We start from the raw sequence: 17,844 nt of genomic DNA, 5'->3' as shown, positions 1-17,844 counted from the left end.
CGGCGTAATAGCAGCCGCCGTCGCATGTTGGGTTCGCGGAGGCGAACCCAACCTGCGATTCACAGCCACAGGATCAGGTCGCGGGGATGCGGCGCCGGGCGATCCGGCTGCAGCCCGACATCGCGGCGCTCATGGTCGTTCAGCCGCTCCACCGACAGGGCACGGCTCCGGCGGCGGCGCAGCGTCTCGACCAGGAGGACGACGCGCAGCCACAGGCCGAGGCGGACCGGACGCAGCGGCGTCTCGATCGGCGGCACAAGCCGGAGATACGGCACCCTGCCGGAAGCGGGCGGGTTCATGACCCAGATCCTTTCGTGAGCGGTGGGGAGGCAACAAAAAACCCGCCGGGGAGATCCGCGGCGGGCTGGTGAACGCGAGGGGGCGTGACGATCCGGGCCTAGGCCCTCGAAGACACCTTTTCCTCAACGCGCAGCACGCCCGCCGCCGGACGGACCCGGCGTCGCAGGTGCAGCGAACTGTTGCGGACTGCGTTCATCCCCGCAGGATCGGGGAGTGCGGCGGCGCCGTCAATGGCCTGATGCCGGCTTTCATGGTCAGAATGCCGGCATGACCGTCTACTTCACCAGCGACACCCATTTCGGCGATCCGCGCGTGCTGCGGATCGACCGGCGGCCCTTCCCGAGCGTCGCCGAGCATGACGAGGCGCTGATCGCGCTGTGGAACGAGACCGTGGGGCCGGAGGACGAGGTCTGGCACCTGGGCGACTTTGCGCTAGGCCCGCCGCCGGAGGCTGTGGCGGCGCTGCTGGGCCGGCTGAACGGCCGCAAGCACCTGATCAGCGGCAACAATGACGGCCCGGGGACGCTGGCGGCGCCGGGCTGGGAGTCGGTGCAGGCCTATGCCGAGCTGAAGATCGACGGGCAGCACCTGATCCTGTGCCACTACGCGTTCCGCACCTGGAACCAGATCGGCCGCGGATCGGTGAACCTGCACGGCCATTCGCATGGCCGGCTGACGCCGGCGACGCGGCAATACGATGTCGGAGTCGATGTGCAGGAGTTGAGGCCGGCGACGCTGGATCAGATCATCGCGCGGAAACGCGTGCGGAAACCGTTCGCGGAGAGGAAGGAACCGGGAGGGCTGTGATCAGACCTCGGGGTCGGGAAGCGGGCGCCGGCAGCGATGCGGGGCGCGATTCGCCTTGCGCAGCGCCGCGTGCAACTCGCGCTCATGCCCGTCGTCGTCGCCCATGGCGGCTGCCAGAAGCCGCATCCAGTTCAACACCCGTCGCATCGGCTGGCTCCCCTTCCAAGGAGGTCTCAGGCCATGTGACCCGGTTACGGGAATTATGTCAAATACAAGCCGAGGACAATTTTGTTACGAAGCGTTGCCGGCGCCGGTCCGGTGCAGCGCTTCGGCGGTGGCGGCATCGGCCGGGAAGAAGGATTCCACTGCCAGCTCGGACAGGGTGACGTCGACCGGCGTGCCGAACACGGTGGTGGTCGACAGGAAGGAGAGAATCCCGGACGCGGTCGCGAGGCGGAACGGCACCACCACGTCGGGATGCGCCTCCTCCGGCGGGGCCAGCGTCGCGATCGTGGCGGGCGGGGCGGGGTAGGCCCGCAGCTCCGCCAGCAGCTCGACCAGCACCGGGTCGCCGGCCGATTCGACCTGGCGCTGCAAGCGCTCGAGCAGATGGCCGCGCCACTCGGCATGGTTGACGATACGCGGCGCCAGCCCGTCCGGATGCAGGCCGAGCCGCAACACGTTGACCGGCGGCTGCAACAGCGCCGGCGACACCCCATCCAGCAGCAGCGGCACCGCGGCGTTGGCGGCAACCAGCTGCCAGTGCCGGTCGACCGCAAGGGCCGGGTTCGGCGCATGCGCCTCGATCACCCGCTCCACCGCCCGCCGGGCCAGGGCCAGCGCCGGATCGTCGAGCGGCCGCACCGGATAGGCCGGGGCGAAGCCGGCGGCGACCAGCAGGGTGTTGCGCTCGCGCAACGGCACCTCCAGCCGCTCGGCCAAATGCAGCACCATGTCCCGGCTCGGCCGCGACCGCCCGGTCTCGATGAAGGAGAGGTGGCGGGTGGAGATGTCGGCCTCGCAGGCGAGGTCGAGCTGGCTGAGGCGGCGGCGCTGGCGCCAGTCGCGCAGGTGGTCGCCGAAGCTGGGGGCTGTGCTGCGGTTCATGTGCCGACGATAGCCGGCGGGCGGCGGCGCATCCATGACCTGGCAGGTAATCGCTTTCGTCCCCGGCGCCGGACAGGATCGGGCCATCGCAACCACCGATGGAGAGCCCGAGATGAGCACCGCCACAGAACTGGTCGACCGCTACATCGCGATCTGGAACGAGACCCATGCCGGCCGCCGGCGTGCCCTGATCGACGCGACCTGGACCGAGGGAGCCTTCTATCTCGACCCGATGATGCGGGGCGATGGCCGGGCCGGGATCGACGCCATGATCGCGGCAGTGCAGGAGCGCTTCCCCGGCAACCGCTTCCGTCGGATCGGCCCGGTCGACGAGCACAACGGCCGTATCCGCTTCCGCTGGGAGCTGGGGCTGGAGGACGCGCCGGCGCTGGTCGCCGGCACCGATTTCGGCGAGATCGTCGGCGGCTTGCTGGCCGGCATTACCGGCTTCATCGACCAGGCGCCGGCGATGGCGGCGTGACGGAACGGGGCGGGTCCACCGGGCCTGCCCCTTCCCTTCATTCGGCCGGCAGGTGCAGCGCCAGGCCGGTCACGATCAGCGCCGCCAGGGCGCAGAACCCGGCCAGCGCCATGCCGGCCGGCAGCGCCAGCACCGCCAGCGTGCCGGCGGCGCCGACGATCAGCCCCTCCAGGCACGCATAGAGGGCGGTGGCGGTGCCGGCGACATGGCCGAAGCCCTGCAGCGCCCCGTTGGCAGTGACGGCGCAGGTGACCGAGATCCCGGCCGAGATCACCCAGACCGGGCCGAGGAAGGGCCACAGCGACGGGCCTGCCGCGACCTGTCCCAGCGCCAGCAGCCCGGCCCCGGCCAGCAGCAGCGCCATGCCGCGGATCAGGCAGCCGCGCCGGCCCCAGCGCGCGGTGAAGCGGCCGGCGAAGCGGGCAGTCGCGATCATCACCAGGGCGGCAGTGCCGAAGGCCAGGCTGAACCCGATCGAGGAGAGGCCGAGGCCGCCGATCAGCACCGCGGGCGCGGTCGAGAAATAGACGAAGAACGCGCCCATCGCCGCGCTGAAGCCGAGCGTATAGGTCCAGAACGGCCCGCTGCCGAGGATCGTGCCGACATGGCGCAGCCGCACCCCATCGCCGCCCTCGGGCCGCGTCTCCGGCCAGCGCCGGAGCGCATGCAGCCCGGCGAGGGCTCCGAGCCCGGCGAGCAGCCAGAAGATGCCGCGCCAGCCGAAGCCGTGGTCGACCCCGGCTCCGAGCAGCGGCCCGAAGGCCGGCACGAAGGCCAGCATCGAGCCGAGCAGGCTGTAGATCACGGCGCCCTCGCGCCGTGTCGCGTAGACGTCGCGCACCGTGGCGAAGGTGGCGACCAGCATGGCCGCGGCGCCGGCGGCCTGGACCAGGCGCAGCGCCAGGAACAGGCCGGCCGAGGATGTCAGCGCCAGCCCGGCCGAGGCCAGGGTGAACAGCAGCGTGCCGCCGAGCAGCACCGGCCGCCGGCCGATGCGGTCGGACAGCGGCCCGAACAGCAGCTGGCCGCAGCCGAGCAGCAGCAGATAGAGGCTGAGGGTCAGCTGGACCAGCGTCGGCGTCGCCGCCAGGGCTGCCGGCATCAGCGGCACCACCGGCAGGTAGACATCCATGCCGAGCGAGGCGATCAGGTCGAAGGGGGAGAGGAGCAGCAGGGTCGCTGCCAGGGAATAAGGCCATGGCCTGGGTGCAGGCATGGGAAGACCTCCGCGGAAAGGGATTCGGCGGCGGTCCGCATCAGGACTGGGAAGGCCATGATCGGGGGCGCCGCAACAACCGGATGGCTGCTGCGGCTCAGCGGGTTGCGGTGGAGTCGGTCCTCATCGCGGGTCTCCGGATAACGGCGGGATGGCTGTAGCATGCACCTCATCGCCGTGAAAGCGTGATCCGCGGCGCGATCCGGGCTAGGCTGCGCCTTCCCTTTCCTGAGTTGCGGGCGGCACGATGGTCTCCTTCCTCAAATCCCTGTTCGGCGGCGGCAAGCGCGAGGAGGCGGCTCCCGGCGAGGCCCCGGCCGGGCCGGCGGTCGAGTACAAGGGCTTCCGCATCCGCCCCGCCCCCTTCCAGGCCGGCGGCCAGTACCAGACCGCGGGCGTGATCGAGAAGGACTTCCCGGAGGGCACCAAGATCCACCGCTTCATCCGCGCCGACAAGCATGCCAGCAAGGACGACGCCACCGCCTTCTCGGTGACCAAGGCGCAGCAGATCATCGACGAGCAGGGCGACCGGGTGTTCGCGGATTGAGGCTCAGCGGGCCTGGCGGCGGTATTCGCCGGGCGACAGGCCGGTGCGGCGGGAGAAGAGGCGACTGAACGACGCCGCGTCCTGGTAGCCGACCCGGTAGCAGATCTCGGCGACGCCGAGATCGCCGCGCTCGAGCAGGTCGCGCGCGGCGTCCAGGCGGCGGTCCTGGATCCAGCGGCCCGGCGTGGTCTGCAGCTCCTCGGCGAAGCGCCGGGCCAAGGTGCGTGGCGACAGGCCGAACGTCTCCGCGAGGCTGTCGGGGCTGAGGGCCGGGAGATCGGCCCGCGCCACCTCCAGCAGGCGATCGCGGAACGGCTGGGGCGCCGCCTCGTCGAGCGGGAACTCGTAGGGCGTCTGCGACCGGCGCGCCGGCGGCAGCACCAGCAGCTTGCGCACGATCCGCTCCTCCCTGGCGAAGCCGAGGTCGCGCAGCAAGGCGGTGGCCAGCTCGAGCCCGGAGAAGCCGCCGCCGCAGCTGTAGATCCGGTCCTGGCGCAGCAGCAGACGCGACGGGTCCCAGCGCACCTTCGGGAAGCGCCGCAGCGCATCCTCCTTCAGCCACCAGGAGATGGTGGCGCGGCGGCCGTCGAGCAGCCCGGCATCGGCCAGGAAATAGGCGGCGCCGCAATGGGCGGCGATGATCGCGCCCTGCTGTCGCGCCTGCTCGATCAGCGGCCGGGCGTGGCCGCTTTCCTCCGCCAGCGCCAGCAGCATCTCCGGCACGTTCAGCCCCGGCATCGCCAGCAGCACCAGCACGTCGACCGGCGCCGTCGGCTGCGGCCGGGCCGGGAAGGCGATGCCGGAGCTGGCGGCGGCGACCGGCCCCCGGGCCACGAATTCGAAGCTGAAGGCGGGCTCGCGCCGCAGTGCGTTCACCAGCTCCAGCATCTCGACCAGCGTCGCCGCCACCGCCGAGTAGAAGCTGGCGGGCAGCCAGATCGCGACATGGATCGGTTTGATCGTCATCCGGCAGATTTAGCACAGAGATTGTCAATCCTGCCAATTCAACCGCTGGCCACCCGCTTCTAGGGTCTCGGAACGCCCCCCTGTTCCGAGGCCTCCATGACCAGATTCCCCGTCGCGATCCTGGCCGCCGCACTGTCCACGCCGGTGCCGGCCAGCGCCGAGCCACCCGGCCTGCCGGCAGGCTTCCAGAGCCGGATGATCGCCGTGCCCGGCGCCGAGATCTTCGTGCAGTTCGGCGGTTCCGGCGACCCGGTCGTGCTGCTGCACGGCCATCCCGAGAGCGGCGACATGTGGGGTCCGCTGGCGGCGGCGCTGGCGCCGGGCCACACCGTGATCGTGCCGGACCTGCGCGGCCTGGGCCGGTCGTCCCGTCCCGCCGGCGGCTACGACCAGGCGACCCAGGCCGCCGACATCCGCGCCGTGGTCGAGGCGCTGGGCTTCGACCGTGCCGCGCTGGTCGGGCACGACCTCGGCGGCATCGTCGCCTATGCCTATGCCGCGCGCTATCCCGGCAAGGTCACTCGCCTGGCCTTCCTGGAGGCGCCGATCCCCGGCGTCGGCCCGTGGGAGGAGGTCAAGGCGATTCCGGCGCTGTGGCACTGGAACTTCGGCGGCCCGGATGCCGAGCGCCTGGTCGCCGGCCGCGAGCGCATCTATTTCGACCATTTCTGGAACGCCTTCGTCGCCGACCCGGCGCAGATCGGCGACGAGGTCCGCGACCACTACGCCGCGCAATACGCCGCGCCGGGCGGCATGCGCGCCGCCTTCGCCCAGTTCGCCGCCTTCGCCGAGGACGCCCGGCAGAATGCCGGGGCGGAGGGACGCAAGCTGACCATGCCGGTGCTGGCGGTGGGCGCCGAGCGCGCCTTCGGCCCCTACCCCGCCGTGTTCATGCGCTGCGTCGCCACCGATGTGCGGGCCGTCGTCATCCCCGGCACCGGCCACTGGCTGATGGAGGAGGCCCCGGACGCGACCGTGGCGCTGCTGCGCGACTTCGTCGACGGCGAATGACGGAGGCTCGCATGAAAGCGGTGGTGTTCGACCGGATCGGCCTGCCGGCCGAGGTGCTGTATGTGGCCGATGTGCCGGTGCCGGAGATCGGGCCGGGCGAGGCGCTGGTGCGGATGGTCGCGGCCTCGATCAACCCGGGCGACTTCCTGTTCGTCCAGAACCTGTATCCCGAGCCGAAGAAGCCGCGCTTCCCGCGGCAGATCGCCGGCAACCACGGTGCCGGGGTGATCGAACAGGCGGGGCCGGGCGTGGCGCTGCCGCCGGGCACGCTGGTGGCCTTCAGCCATGAGAGGACCTGGGCGGAGTACGCGGCGGTCCCCGCCGAGTACCTGATCCCGCTGCCGCCCGACATGCCGGAAGAGAAGGCCGGGCAGTTGATGAACCCGATTACCGCCTGGGATTTGGTGGCGGAGTCCGGGGTCGCGGCCGGGCAGTGGCTGGCGGTGACGGCCGGCTACTCCACGATCTCGACCCTAGTGCTGCAATTCGCCCGGCGGCGCGGCATCCGCACGCTTGCGATCGTCCGCCGCACCCATCCGGAGCTCGACCTGCGCGCGCTCGGCGCCGAGGCGGTGATCGACATGTCCCACCAGGATCTGCGGGCCGAGGTGATGGCGGTCACCGGTGGGGCCGGGCTGCACGGCGTGGTCGACAATGTCGGCGGGCCGGCGACCGGCACGCTGATCCGCAGCCTGGCCTTCGGCGGCCGGGTGGTGATCAACGGCGGCATGAGCGAGGAGAGCTTCACGCTGCACAATTTCGACCTGCTGCTGAACGGCGTCACGCTGCGGCCCAGCATCTACCGCTACTTCTTCGGCCCGCCGGCGCCGGAGGATGCGGCGATGCTGCGCGAGATGATCGAGGTCTTCGCCCGGCCGGAGATACGGGTGCCGCTCGGCGGCGTCCATCCGCTCGAGGATGCCGGGCGCGCCATCGCCGAAAGCTGGGCCCGCCCCGGCGACGGCAAGCGGATCTTCCGGATGTGACGGTCCATGACCTCCGAGGTCATCGACCGCAGGACGGCTGCGCCCGCATCCTGCCGGCCGCTGCCACAGGAGGCGCCAGATGCTGCAGTCCACCACCTCCCGGCCCGGCGACACCACCGTCGCCTTCATCGTCACCCTGCATGTGAAGCCGGGTCGCGAGGCCGAGTTCCTGGACCTGCTGACGCCGGTGCTCGAAGCAATGCGGCACGAGCCGAGCTTCATCAATGCCGTCCTGCACCGGTCGCCGGACGACCCGACGCTGTTCATGCTGTACGAGACCTGGGCCGATCTCGATGAGCTGGTCCAGATACAGATCCCCCGCGATTACCGCCAGGCCTATATCGCGGCGCTGCCGGACGTCCTGCGGCAGGAGCGCGGCGTCACCGTCTGGCAGCCGATACGCGGCGACTTCGCGGCGGCCGCGCCGGGCGCGTGATCAGACGGCCTGTCCGGCGCACCAACCCGACGACCAGGCCCATTGGAAGTTGTAGCCGCCGAGCCAGCCGGTGACGTCCACCACCTCGCCGATGAAGTAGAGGCCCGGCACCGCCTTCGCCTCCATGGTTCGGGAGTCGAGGCCGGCGGTGTCGACCCCGCCCAGCGTCACCTCGGCGGTGCGGTAGCCCTCGGATCCGGCCGGGCGCACCCGCCAGCCATTCACCGCATCCGCCACCCGGCGCAGCACCTTGTCGGAGAGGTCGGCGAGGTTGCCCGCCGCGCCCTCGGCCTCCGCGATGGTCTGCGCCAGCCGCTTCGGCAGCGCCTCGGCCAGCACGGTGTGCAGGGCCTGGCGGCCGTTCGCGGCGCGGGCGCCGCGCAGCCAGTCGAACGCGTCGGTGCCGGGCAGCATCGACACCTCGATCTCCTGGCCTTCGCGCCAATAGGAGGAGATCTGCAGGATCGACGGGCCGCTGAGGCCGCGATGGGTGAACAGCATGGCCTCGCGGAACCGGGTGCGGCCGCAGCGGATCTCGGCATCGACGGCGATTCCGGCCAGGGGCTTCAGACGCTCCAGCAGCGCCGGCTCGAAGGTCAGCGGCACCAGGGCCGGCCGCGTCTCGGTGACCTTGAGGCCGAAGCGGGCGGCGAGGTCGTAGCCAAAGCCGGTGGCGCCCATCTTCGGGATCGACCGGCCGCCGGTGGCGACCGCCAGGGACCGGCAGCGCACCTGTTCAGACCCCAGCGACAGGACGAAGCCGTCGGCGTCGCGCCCGACCGATTCGACCTTGCTCGACAGGCGCAGCGTGACGCCGGCGCGGCCCATCTCGGCCAGCAGCAGGTCGATGATCTGGCGCGAAGGGCCGTCGCAGAACAGCTGGCCCAGCGTCTTCTCGTGCCAGGCGATGCCGTGGCGCTCGACCAGGGCGATGAAGTCGCGCTGGGTGTAGCGGTGCAGCGCCGAGATGCAGAAATGCGGGTTGGCGGAGACGAAGTTCGCCGGCGCCGTATGCAGGTTGGTGAAGTTGCAGCGGCCGCCGCCGGAGATGCGGATCTTCTCGCCCGGCGCCGCGGCGTGGTCGAGCACGAGCACCGACCGGCCGCGCCGGCCGGCCTCGGCCGCGCACATCATCCCGGCCGCCCCGGCGCCGATCACCACCACGTCGAAGGACTGCACCCCGTCTCCGTTCGGTCCGATCAGGCCACCAGCGGCGCCACCTTGGCGTTCAGCGCCGCCCGAAGATCCTGCGGCGTCAGGCGGATCTGCAGCCCGCGCTGGCCGCCATTGACGAAGATCTCGGCCTCGGCCATCGCCGCTTCCTCGATCGCGGTCGGCACCGCCCGCTTCTGACCCAGCGGGCTGATGCCGCCGACATGGTAGCCGGTGACGCGCTCGGCGTCGGCCGGCCGCATCATCTGCGCCGACTTGGCGCCGAAGGCGGCGGCCAGCTTCTTCATGCCGACCTCGCGGTCGGACGGTACGACGACGCAGACCGGCTTGCCGTCGGCCTCCGCCATCAGCGTCTTCAGCACGATGCGCGGCGGCACGCCCAGGGCCTCGGCCGCCTGCATCCCGATTCGGTCGGCGCCGGGGTCGTAGTCATAGGTCGCAATGGCGAAGCTCACGCCCGCCTGCTGCAGCGCCTGGGTGGCGCGGGTGGTCTTCGACATGACGCCCCGCGCCGTTCAGGTCAGCGCTTGACGCGCGCCTTGCGGGCGGCGTAGCGGGCGTCGCGCTCGGCTTTCTGCTCGGCCAGCTGCGCCACCATCCGCTCGGCCTCCTCGCGCCGGGCCCGGGCCTCGGCCTCGGCGGCCTCGGCCTTGAGCCGCGCCTCCTCGATCGCGCGGGCCTCGGCCTCGGCCTTCAGCCGCGCCGCCTCGGCCTCCTTGGCCGCCCGACGCTCGGCCTCGCGCTGCTCGCGCGCGGCTGCGCGAGCCTGGCGCTCCGCCCGCTGCCGGGCCAGCTCCGGATTGTCCGGAGAGACCTTGGCGCGGAACCGCTCCAGCGCCGCCTTCTTTGCAGTCTGAGCGCTGCTCAGCCGGTCCCCGAACCCCTTTTCCTTGTACCCGCTCATCGTTCCGTCGACTCGTTGCATGTATCCCCGATTCACCGGCGGGGGATGAATGCCTCCCGCGCGGACGCCCTAGATATGCTTCCTGGGCGCCGGTGCCAACAGCCGTTCAGGCATGCCGGTCACGCGGCCGGCCGACAGCGCCGCTTCATTCGTGATAAATCCGTTCGCCGCGCGCGAGCATGGCGACGAAATCGGTGACTCGGCGGGCGCGGGTTTCGGCCTTCTTCGCGGTCTGCACACGATACAGCACGGCGTAGCGGTTGCGCGAGTCGAGCGTGGCAAAAAACGCGGCCGCCACGGGATTTTGATCGAGCGCCGCCTGCAGGTCGTCCGGCACGCCGCGGTGGCGGCTGAGGCCGTAGGCCGCCTCCCACCGCCCATCGCGCCGCGCCGCCTCGACCGCGGCGAGGCCGGCCGGCGCCATCCGTCCGGCGGCAATCAGCGCCTCCACCTTCTCGCGGTTGCGCTGCGACCAGGCGCTGCGCGGCCCGCGCGGGGTGAATTTCTGCAGCCAGGCCGCGGCGTCGCCGCCCTGCTTGCGGCCATCGATCCAGCCATGGCAGAGGGCGAGGTCCAGCGCCTGCTCATAGGTCACCGAGGCCGCACCCGAGCCGACCCTGGCGATGGCGAGCCAGACGCCGCGGGAGGAGACGTGATTCGCCGCCAGCCAGGTCTCCCAGGAAACGGCGTCGGCGAAGCGCAGGAGCGGCAGGCCCTGGTGTTCGCCCGGAAGGTCGGAACCGGTCATGGCGCGAGGATAGGCGGCATCGCCGGGGCCGGGCTATGCTCTCGCCGCGTCGACGGGGGAACGCCATGACCACAGAGATCCGGCCGGCGACGGCGGCGGATGCCGCGGCGATCGCCGATCTGCATCAGCGCAGCTGGCGCAGCGCCTATCGCGGGCTGCTGCCCGACAGCTATCTGGACGGGCGGGCCGGCGACGAGCTGGCCGCGCGCTGGAGAACCGCCTTCACCAAGGACGAGCCTCGACGGGTGATCCTGGTCGCGGCGGCGCCGGACTGCATCGCCGGATTCGTCGCGGCCTGGCCGAAGGGTCCGGACAAGGCGCTGATCGACAACCTGCATGTCGCGCCCGGGCAGCGCGGCGGCGGGCTCGGCCGGCGCCTGATGGGCCGGGCCGCGGCCGAGCTGCGGCGCCTGGGCTTCCGGGCCGCCTTCCTGGAGGTGATCGAGGGCAATCACGACGCCCGCGGCTTCTATCGGCGGCTCGGCGGCGTCGAGGGCGAGCTGTTCGTCGAGCCGATCGGCGACCACCCGACCCGGGTGATCCCGATCGCCTGGGACGACCTGGCCGTGCTGGAGGCGGCGGCCGGCGGGGCGTGATCGCGGCTCACCGCCGCTGGAACAACTTCTCGATATCGGCGAGCTTCAGCTCGACATAGGTCGGCCGGCCGTGGTTGCACTGGCCGGCATTGGGCGTGACCTCCATGCTGCGCAGCAGCGCGTCCATCTCGGCCGCGTTCAGACGGCGGCCGGCGCGGACGCTGCCATGGCAGGCCATGGTGGCGCAGACATGGGCGAGCCGCTCGGTCAGCGGCCGGGCGTCGTCCCACTCCGCCAGCGCGTCGGCCAGGTCCTGCACCAGGCCGGGAACGTCGGACTGGCCGAGCAGGGCCGGCACGCCGCGCACCACCACGGCGCCGGGGCCGAAGGGCTCGAGCTCCAGCCCCAACTCCGCCAGCTCGGCCTGGCGGGCGGCAAGGCGGTCGACCGAGGCCTCGTTCAGCTCCACCACCTGCGGCAGCAGCAGGCCCTGGCTCTTGACCGTGCCGGACAGCAGCTCGGCCTTCATCCGCTCATAGACGATGCGCTCATGCGCCGCGTGCTGGTCGACGATGACCAGGCCGTCGCCGGTCTGGGCGACGATATAGGTGGCGTGGACCTGCGCCCGGGCGGCGCCCAGCGGATGCTCCGGCGCCGGCTCCTGCACCGCCTCCTCCGCCCGGGCCGAGGGCCGAGCCAGGTCGGACGCGATCGGCGCCTGCCAGGCAGCGGCCGCCTCGGCCAGGCCGGATGGCGGGCGCACCGGGCCGCGGGTCTGGAACCAGGAGGTCTGGCCGCTGAACCGGGACAGCGGGGCCTGCATCGGCGCCGCTCCGTCCTGGACCGCGAAGGCGGCCAGGGTGTCGGCGCCGACGCTGGTCGAGGCGCGGTGGCCGGCGGCGGCGATGGCGTGGCGCAGGGTGCTGACGATCAGCCCGCGCACCAGTGCCGGGTCGCGGAACCGCACCTCGGCCTTGGTCGGATGGACGTTGACGTCGACCTCCTCCGGCGGCAGTTCGAGATAGAGCGCCAGCATCGGGTGGCGGTCGCGCGGCAGCACATCGGCATAGGCGCCGCGGATGGCGCCGAGCAGGAGGCGATCGCGCACCGGCCGGCCGTTGACGAACAGGTACTGCGCCTGGGCGGTGCCGCGGTTGAGCGTCGGCAGCGACGCATGGCCGGTCAGGCGCACCGCTTCGCGCTGCGCCTCGATCGGCAGGGCGTTCTCGGCGAAGTCGCCGCCCAGCACCGCGCCGACCCGGGCGAGGCGGGCGTCGAACAGTTCGCCCTGCGCCGCCTCCAACCGCAGCAGAGCGCGGCTGGCGTCGGCGACGGTGAAGCTGAGGGTCGGATGGGCCATGGCCAGACGCTCGACCATGTCGACCGCGGCCTGGGTCTCGGCCCGCTCGCCCTTCAGGAACTTCAGCCGTGCCGGGGTGGCGTAGAACAGGTCGCGCACCTCGACCCGGGTGCCCTGGTTCAGCGCCGCCGGCACCGGCGCCGCCACCGCCCCGCCCTCGACCGACAGGCTCCAGCCTTCCGCGGCGTTCCGCGGGCGGCTGGCGATGGACAGGCGCGACACCGCGCCGATCGAGGGCAGCGCCTCGCCGCGGAAGCCCAGGGTCGAGATCCGGACCAGGTCGTCGTCCGGCAGCTTCGAGGTGGCGTGGCGTTCGATCGCCAGCACCAGCTCCTCCGGGTCCATGCCGGCGCCGTCATCGACCACGGAGATCAGGCTGCGGCCGCCGTCGCGCAGCGCCACGTCGATGCGGCGGGCGCCGGCGTCGATCGCGTTCTCCACCAGCTCCTTCACCGCCGCGGCCGGGCGTTCGATCACCTCGCCGGCGGCGATCTGGTTGACCAGGGTCGGCGGCAGGCGGCGGATGATGCGGAGGGACTCGATGGTCATGCCGCCCATCCTAGGACCGGACGATGCCGGAGGGAATCGGTCAGGACGGATCGTCGATCAGCGTGCCGGAATAGAGCACGGGCCCGGTCGGGGCGCCGGTCGGCGAGCCGCCGGCCGGCTCGACGCTGACCGCCAGGGTGCCGCCGCCGAGGGCGGAGCCGCGCAGCGCCTCGGGTATGGCCAGGCGCTTCCGATCACTGGCGTCGATCAGGCCCAGCGAGCGCGGCGCGGCGCCGGCGGCGACGAACCACAGCTCGAGGCTGCGGTCGGCCGGCACCTCGGCCCGCACCGGCCGGACCTGGACGACGCCGGCGCGGGTGTCGACCCGGACGATCAGCGCCGGCAGGTCGCCGCCGCGATTCACCACCGCGACATAGCTGTCCGGGCGGGCGGGCGGCTCGGCCCGGGGCAGCAGGATGAACGCCGCGAGGCCGGCGGCCAGGGCGCCTGTCGCCAGGGCCGCGCTGCGCCACCAGGCGCGGGACCGGAGCAGGCGCGCTTCCGCCGAGAGCCGCAGCACGGCCGGGCCCGCGGGCGTGGGCGGCGCCTCAGGGCCGATCGCGCGCTCCAGCGCCGCCCAGACCTGGGGGCCGGGCTGGACAGGAGGCACCTGCGCCGCCAGCCCGGCCAGGCGCCGCTCCCAGGCCGCGACCCCGGCCCTGAGCGCCGGGTCGGCCTCCAGCTCCCGCTCGAATTCGGCGCGCTCCTCGGGCAGCAGGGTGCCGAGGACGTATTCGGCGATCCGGGCCTCCTGCTCCTCGGTCACGGTCCGGCTCCATCCATGCAGTGGCGCAGGGCGGCCAGCCCGCGATGCAGCCAGGTCTTGATGGTGTTGACCGGCCGGTCGAAACGGGCGGCCAGCTCTTCGCGGGAATAGCCTTCGTAATAGGCCAGCAGCACGCAGCTGCGGTGGCTGTCCTCCAGCAGGCCGAGGCAATGGCCGAGCTGGCGCAAGGCGACGAAGCCGGCGCCTTCGGCCCGCGGGTCGGGGATCGATTCCAGCCAATCGCGGCCGTCCTCGTCGGGCTCGACCAGCAGCTCGCGGCGCTGCCGGGCGACGTCGATGGCCCGGTTGCGGGCGATCGCCACCATCCAGCCCAGCGGCGATCCGGTGCCGGCCGAGAAGGACGCGGCGCCGCGCCAGATCCGCAGATAGGAATCCTGCAGCACCTCCTCCGCCGTCGCCCGGTTGCGCAGGATGCGGAGCACGATGCCGAACAGCAGCGGCGACGTCCGGTCATAGACGGCCTTGAACGCGCGCCGGTCCCCGCGGCCGGTCGCCTGCAGCATCCGGATCAGCTCCTCGTCCTCGGCCGGCATCGGTCCCCGCAGCAAGGGAGCCGGGACTCTAGCAGCAGAGCCCGGGCAAGCGGACGCGAATTCTCTGTGCGGGGGGCGCCGCAGCCGCGACGCCCCCTCGCCAGCCACTACGGCATCAGCACGGTGTCGACGACGTGGATCACGCCGTTCGACTGCAGCACGTCGGGGATCGTCACCCAGGCGGTGGCGCCCTTGGCGTCGACCAGCTCGAACCGCTCGTGCTTCCATTCGACGGTCAGGTCTTCGCCCTCGACCGTCTTCAGCATGGCCTTGCCGTGGCCGGCCTTGACCGCCTTCGCCAAGTCGGCCGCGGTCAGCCGCCCAGGCACGACGTGATAGGTCAGGATCGTGGTCAGCATCGCCTTGTTCTCGGGCATCACCAGGGTCTCGACCGTGCCCTTGGGCAGCTTGCCGAAGGCGGCATTGGTCGGGGCGAAGACGGTGAAGGGGCCGGCGCCGCTCAGGGTGTCGACCAGCCCGGCCGCCTTGACCGCCGCGACCAGGGTGGTGTGGTCCTTCGAATTGACCGCGTTCTCGACGATGGTCTTGCTCGGGTACATCGCCGCGCCGCCGACCATCACGGTGTCTTCCGCGAGGGCCGGCCCGGCCGCGATCACGGTGAGGGCAAGGCAGGCGCCGAAGGTCCTGGAGGCAAATCGCACGACACGCATCTCGGGTTCTCCCTCTCGGTTGCGTCGCCGGATGACCGGGACGGGGAGCCTTTACGGGGCGCGTGCCGGGAAAGTTTCAGGACCGGGCCGGAAAAAAAGAGTCCGCTACCAGGGGAAGGTGCCGAGCTCGGGCTCGCCGTAGAAGACCGGCCGGTCCGGGCGGATGCGGTCGACCCAGCCGGCCAGGCGCGCCGCCGCCTCCGGCGCCTCGAGATCGGCGTCGGCGCTGGCCATCCTGGTGCGGATCCGGCCGGGATGGACGGCGTAGACGGCGAGGCCGCGCGGGCCGAATTCGCGGGCGAGGCAGGCGGTCAGCATGTTCTGCGCCGCCTTGGAGATTCGGGTGGCGTAGGCGATGCCGAGATGGTCGAAATCGCCGGCCGCGACCCGGCCGATCGAGCCGAGCCGGCTGCTGACATTGACGATGGCCGGCCGCTCCGCCGCCAGCAGCGCGTCGATCGCCGCCTGGCTGATGCGCAGCGCCGCCAGCAATGGACGTCGAGCGCCTGCTGCACATCCTCGATCCGGATGCCGGCCAGCTGCGGCCCGCGGCCGGACATGCCGGCATTGTTGTAGAGGATGTCCACCGCCGGCGCCCGCTCGGCCAACACCTGGCGCAGCCGGTCGGCGCAGGCCTGGTCGGTGACGTCGCCGCGGACCAGGATGCCGTCCGGCCCGGCCGCCGCGGTGAAATCGGCCGCGTCGCTGCGGACCACGCCGATCACGGTGTCGCCGCGGGCGGCGTACCACCGCGTCAGCTCCAGCCCCAGCCCCGCCCCGGCGCCGGTGATCACGATCCTGCGAGCCATGCGTCATCCCCTTATGTCCGATCTAGCGGGGCAGGATGCGGCGAAGCGGCCGGAGGGGCAAGCCAGGCCGGTCGCAGAGAAGGCGGTCATATATCTGGTATGGCCTGCGTGGAGTCGGTGGGGTCGTAGCGATCTATCAGGCCCTGCCTGAGACCAAATCAAGCACCACAACGTCAATCAGCGCCCGGCGTGCTTCCGGAATGCGGTCGATCAACATCGTGCGCATTTCTTCCGCTGTTTTGGGCGCCTTCAGGCCATTCGGCGGTGCCTTCAGTCGTCGGCCCGACCTGGATGGCAAGTTGCCGAACCACAGCACGCAGTAGATGCCTCGCTGTTCCGACCGCCAATCGATCAAATATTGTGAATCAAGCTGGCCCGTGGCGGCATTCCAGACTTCCGGATGCCATTGGCCCTTGACCTCCATCGGAAGCTGCAGCCGCCCATGTGCGAATGCGAGATCGGCGCGCTTGTCCTTGGGCATATCGGCTTCAGTGATGCGCTGGATGCCATAGCGCGCGAGCTCGGGGCCGATCATCGCGGCCAAACGATCGCGGCAGCGATTCTCGTTGTACGGCACGCCATCATCGCCCCAGAAGTCACGAATCTGGTCGATGTCTTCGCCGATTAGCCTTCTTTGTGCGATTCCCAATTCCTCGAATACCAATGCCTTGAGGTCGTCGACGGTAGAAGGCGGTCCCTCGGCAAGCAGCCCACTCAGTCCCTTTGGCGGAATCGCCGCAAAGCTCTGCTCCGCACGCTTTTGGCGCTGCTCCGCCGCGGTGTGCCGAATCAGATCGGTGTAGCTGTCCGTCGGCTCCGCTATCAGCGCCTGCATCGCCTCGCTCGCCTCAGCACTGGCATCATCGGCAAGGCGCCCCATCACGGCTCGGAGGAAGTCGGTCGCATCATACGGATTGGTATCGCCCGACCCACTGCCTTCCAGAACTGCGTATGGCCACTCACGGCGGAATTCAGAGATGATCCATTTCGCCTGTGCTGGGCTGGCGCCCAACATGCGTCCGCGCCGTTCGAGTTGAAACCGGTCGCGCAAGAACCAGATGAACTCGGGGTTCCGGGAGCCGATGCCCCCGATGTCAGGCACCACCGTGTCGAAGCACACCAACACATCGATCGCAAGCCAAGCGAGCATGTGGTCGAAATTGCGGAACAGTGTGTTGGTGCGGCCTATTGCGATCGACCTCAATGCCACCAGCTGGCCCGAGTGAGTTAGGCAGTCGACCAGTTCAAGTTCGATGTTCTCGGGAACGTTGGGAAAAGCCGTCAGCCACCCGGCCGCAAGCACGCCGCCGGTTGCCAGCCATTTTTCATCATGCGCGAACATATAGAGACCCGGAATATGCGACCGCCCGGCTGCAAGTGATGGTTCAATCCAGAGCCTTGCAAAGTTCACGCGATCCTGGGACGTCGGAAGGATCAAAGCCTCAAGTGCGTCGCGAAGAGCGGACAGATCTTCATCCTGGCACCAGCCGCCGCCAATGTCGTGGCACAGTAATAGCCCGATTGCTAAGAGAGCTGGCGGCAGGTCGGCGAGGCCTCTGCCGGCACGCCACCGCGCCAACAGCCCCGCCATAATAGGAAAGCTGTAGTTCCATACCGTGCTCTCAGCGAACCCTTCTGCGACCTGTGCCGGCGTGGGAAGATCACTTCGTCCCAAGACAGCCTCCAGGCCAACCATCGTGTCGTCCCGGAGATTAGGTCCAAGCCATTCGGCAACACGCTCCTCCGGCGGCTGTGCGCGCACCAGATCGTCAAAATGCCCGAGATAGGCTTTTGCCGGGCCCACGATCGAACCAAGATCGCCCGCACGCAAGGCATCGCGGTTCTTGACGTATCCTCGCCGAGCAGTTTCGAGGATGATCTTTCGCTTTCTATCGCGTTTCGCCGCTCTACGCTCGCGCCTACGCTCCCATACCGGCTTTTTGGGATGCTGGAGACTGCGCACAAACGCGCCTAGTG

20 protein-coding genes and 2 pseudogenes are annotated in these 17,844 nt (G+C 70.8%); 7 read left to right on the top strand and 15 right to left on the bottom strand.

Annotated elements, in window-relative coordinates; translation table 11 throughout:
• Window positions 1–59 precede the first annotated feature (59 nt).
• Window positions 60–299, bottom strand: a complete 240-nt coding sequence (locus tag AAHM41_RS31250) for a hypothetical protein (protein ID WP_342240539.1) — start codon at window positions 297–299, stop codon at window positions 60–62.
• A gap of 268 nt (window positions 300–567) precedes the next feature.
• On the opposite strand from AAHM41_RS31250, the gene AAHM41_RS31245 reads away from it, so the two are divergent.
• On the top strand, window positions 568–1,107 hold the full coding sequence (locus AAHM41_RS31245; RefSeq protein ID WP_342240538.1) for a metallophosphoesterase family protein: 540 nt from the start codon (window positions 568–570) through the stop codon (window positions 1,105–1,107).
• On the opposite strand, the gene AAHM41_RS31240 is transcribed toward AAHM41_RS31245, so the two are convergent.
• Entirely contained in the window at window positions 1,108–1,254 is a 147-nt protein-coding gene (locus tag AAHM41_RS31240; RefSeq protein WP_342240537.1) for a hypothetical protein, read from the bottom strand.
• An 84-nt stretch (window positions 1,255–1,338) separates the two neighbouring features.
• The gene (locus AAHM41_RS31235) at window positions 1,339–2,154 is read right to left on the bottom strand and encodes a helix-turn-helix domain-containing protein (RefSeq protein ID WP_342240536.1); all 816 of its coding nucleotides are present in this window, start codon (window positions 2,152–2,154) and stop codon (window positions 1,339–1,341) included.
• A gap of 112 nt (window positions 2,155–2,266) precedes the next feature.
• On the opposite strand from AAHM41_RS31235, the gene AAHM41_RS31230 reads away from it, so the two are divergent.
• Window positions 2,267–2,635, top strand: a complete 369-nt coding sequence (locus tag AAHM41_RS31230; RefSeq protein WP_342240535.1) for a nuclear transport factor 2 family protein — start codon at window positions 2,267–2,269, stop codon at window positions 2,633–2,635.
• Between the two features lie 37 nt (window positions 2,636–2,672).
• Here the strand turns inward: AAHM41_RS31230 and cml are convergent, their stop codons facing one another.
• Complete coding sequence (gene cml / locus AAHM41_RS31225; protein ID WP_342240534.1) at window positions 2,673–3,851, bottom strand: CmlA/FloR family chloramphenicol efflux MFS transporter; 1,179 nt, start codon at window positions 3,849–3,851, stop codon at window positions 2,673–2,675.
• Window positions 3,852–4,098: 247 nt separating this feature from the next.
• Between cml and AAHM41_RS31220 the strand changes: the two genes are divergently transcribed.
• Window positions 4,099–4,398 carry an HlyU family transcriptional regulator gene (locus tag AAHM41_RS31220; RefSeq protein WP_342240533.1) on the top strand — a complete coding sequence of 100 codons (300 nt, stop codon included), beginning with the start codon at window positions 4,099–4,101 and terminating at the stop codon, window positions 4,396–4,398.
• A 3-nt stretch (window positions 4,399–4,401) separates the two neighbouring features.
• On the opposite strand, the gene AAHM41_RS31215 is transcribed toward AAHM41_RS31220, so the two are convergent.
• Window positions 4,402–5,364 carry a GlxA family transcriptional regulator gene (locus tag AAHM41_RS31215; RefSeq protein ID WP_342240532.1) on the bottom strand — a complete coding sequence of 321 codons (963 nt, stop codon included), beginning with the start codon at window positions 5,362–5,364 and terminating at the stop codon, window positions 4,402–4,404.
• A 96-nt stretch (window positions 5,365–5,460) separates the two neighbouring features.
• On the opposite strand from AAHM41_RS31215, the gene AAHM41_RS31210 reads away from it, so the two are divergent.
• The 3 genes from AAHM41_RS31210 (at window position 5,461) to AAHM41_RS31200 (ending at window position 7,797) form a co-directional block, all read left to right on the top strand.
• Entirely contained in the window at window positions 5,461–6,375 is a 915-nt protein-coding gene (locus AAHM41_RS31210) for an alpha/beta fold hydrolase (RefSeq protein WP_342240531.1), read from the top strand.
• A gap of 11 nt (window positions 6,376–6,386) precedes the next feature.
• Window positions 6,387–7,361: a quinone oxidoreductase family protein gene (locus tag AAHM41_RS31205; RefSeq protein WP_342240530.1), complete on the top strand. Its 975-nt coding sequence runs from the start codon at window positions 6,387–6,389 to the stop codon at window positions 7,359–7,361.
• A gap of 79 nt (window positions 7,362–7,440) precedes the next feature.
• Window positions 7,441–7,797, top strand: a complete 357-nt coding sequence (locus tag AAHM41_RS31200) for a putative quinol monooxygenase (protein WP_342240529.1) — start codon at window positions 7,441–7,443, stop codon at window positions 7,795–7,797.
• Here AAHM41_RS31200 and AAHM41_RS31195 read toward each other — a convergent pair whose 3' ends face one another.
• The 4 genes from AAHM41_RS31195 to AAHM41_RS31180 form a co-directional block, all read right to left on the bottom strand.
• On the bottom strand, window positions 7,798–8,976 hold the full coding sequence (locus tag AAHM41_RS31195; protein WP_342240528.1) for an NAD(P)/FAD-dependent oxidoreductase: 1,179 nt from the start codon (window positions 8,974–8,976) through the stop codon (window positions 7,798–7,800).
• Window positions 8,977–8,996: 20 nt separating this feature from the next.
• Window positions 8,997–9,470 carry a Cys-tRNA(Pro) deacylase gene (gene ybaK / locus AAHM41_RS31190; RefSeq protein ID WP_342240527.1) on the bottom strand — a complete coding sequence of 158 codons (474 nt, stop codon included), beginning with the start codon at window positions 9,468–9,470 and terminating at the stop codon, window positions 8,997–8,999.
• A gap of 20 nt (window positions 9,471–9,490) precedes the next feature.
• On the bottom strand, window positions 9,491–9,874 hold the full coding sequence (locus AAHM41_RS31185; RefSeq protein WP_342240526.1) for a DUF6481 family protein: 384 nt from the start codon (window positions 9,872–9,874) through the stop codon (window positions 9,491–9,493).
• Window positions 9,875–10,019: 145 nt separating this feature from the next.
• Complete coding sequence (locus tag AAHM41_RS31180) at window positions 10,020–10,622, bottom strand: YdeI/OmpD-associated family protein (protein ID WP_342240525.1); 603 nt, start codon at window positions 10,620–10,622, stop codon at window positions 10,020–10,022.
• Between the two features lie 65 nt (window positions 10,623–10,687).
• Between AAHM41_RS31180 and AAHM41_RS31175 the strand changes: the two genes are divergently transcribed.
• Window positions 10,688–11,218, top strand: a complete 531-nt coding sequence (locus AAHM41_RS31175) for a GNAT family N-acetyltransferase (protein ID WP_342240524.1) — start codon at window positions 10,688–10,690, stop codon at window positions 11,216–11,218.
• Window positions 11,219–11,225: 7 nt separating this feature from the next.
• Here AAHM41_RS31175 and mutL read toward each other — a convergent pair whose 3' ends face one another.
• The 6 genes and pseudogenes from mutL to AAHM41_RS31145 all read right to left on the bottom strand — a co-directional run.
• Window positions 11,226–13,067 (bottom strand): DNA mismatch repair endonuclease MutL, encoded by a 1,842-nt coding sequence (gene mutL / locus AAHM41_RS31170; protein WP_342240523.1) that lies wholly within the window; start codon window positions 13,065–13,067, stop codon window positions 11,226–11,228.
• Between the two features lie 40 nt (window positions 13,068–13,107).
• Complete coding sequence (locus AAHM41_RS31165) at window positions 13,108–13,833, bottom strand: anti-sigma factor (protein WP_342240522.1); 726 nt, start codon at window positions 13,831–13,833, stop codon at window positions 13,108–13,110.
• Window positions 13,830–14,387 (bottom strand): sigma-70 family RNA polymerase sigma factor, encoded by a 558-nt coding sequence (locus AAHM41_RS31160; protein ID WP_342240521.1) that lies wholly within the window; start codon window positions 14,385–14,387, stop codon window positions 13,830–13,832. The genes AAHM41_RS31165 and AAHM41_RS31160 overlap by 4 nt, the downstream gene beginning before the upstream one ends.
• Before the next feature lie 107 nt (window positions 14,388–14,494).
• Entirely contained in the window at window positions 14,495–15,058 is a 564-nt protein-coding gene (locus tag AAHM41_RS31155) for a fasciclin domain-containing protein (RefSeq protein ID WP_342240520.1), read from the bottom strand.
• Between the two features lie 105 nt (window positions 15,059–15,163).
• Window positions 15,164–15,867 (bottom strand): annotated as a pseudogene (locus AAHM41_RS31150) (SDR family NAD(P)-dependent oxidoreductase).
• 136 nt (window positions 15,868–16,003) lie between these two features.
• Window positions 16,004–17,844: pseudogene (locus AAHM41_RS31145) on the bottom strand (NACHT domain-containing protein); the annotation flags it as partial.

Source organism: Inquilinus sp. OTU3971, from assembly GCF_038440215.1.
This window is presented reverse-complemented; position numbering and strand designations above follow the sequence as displayed.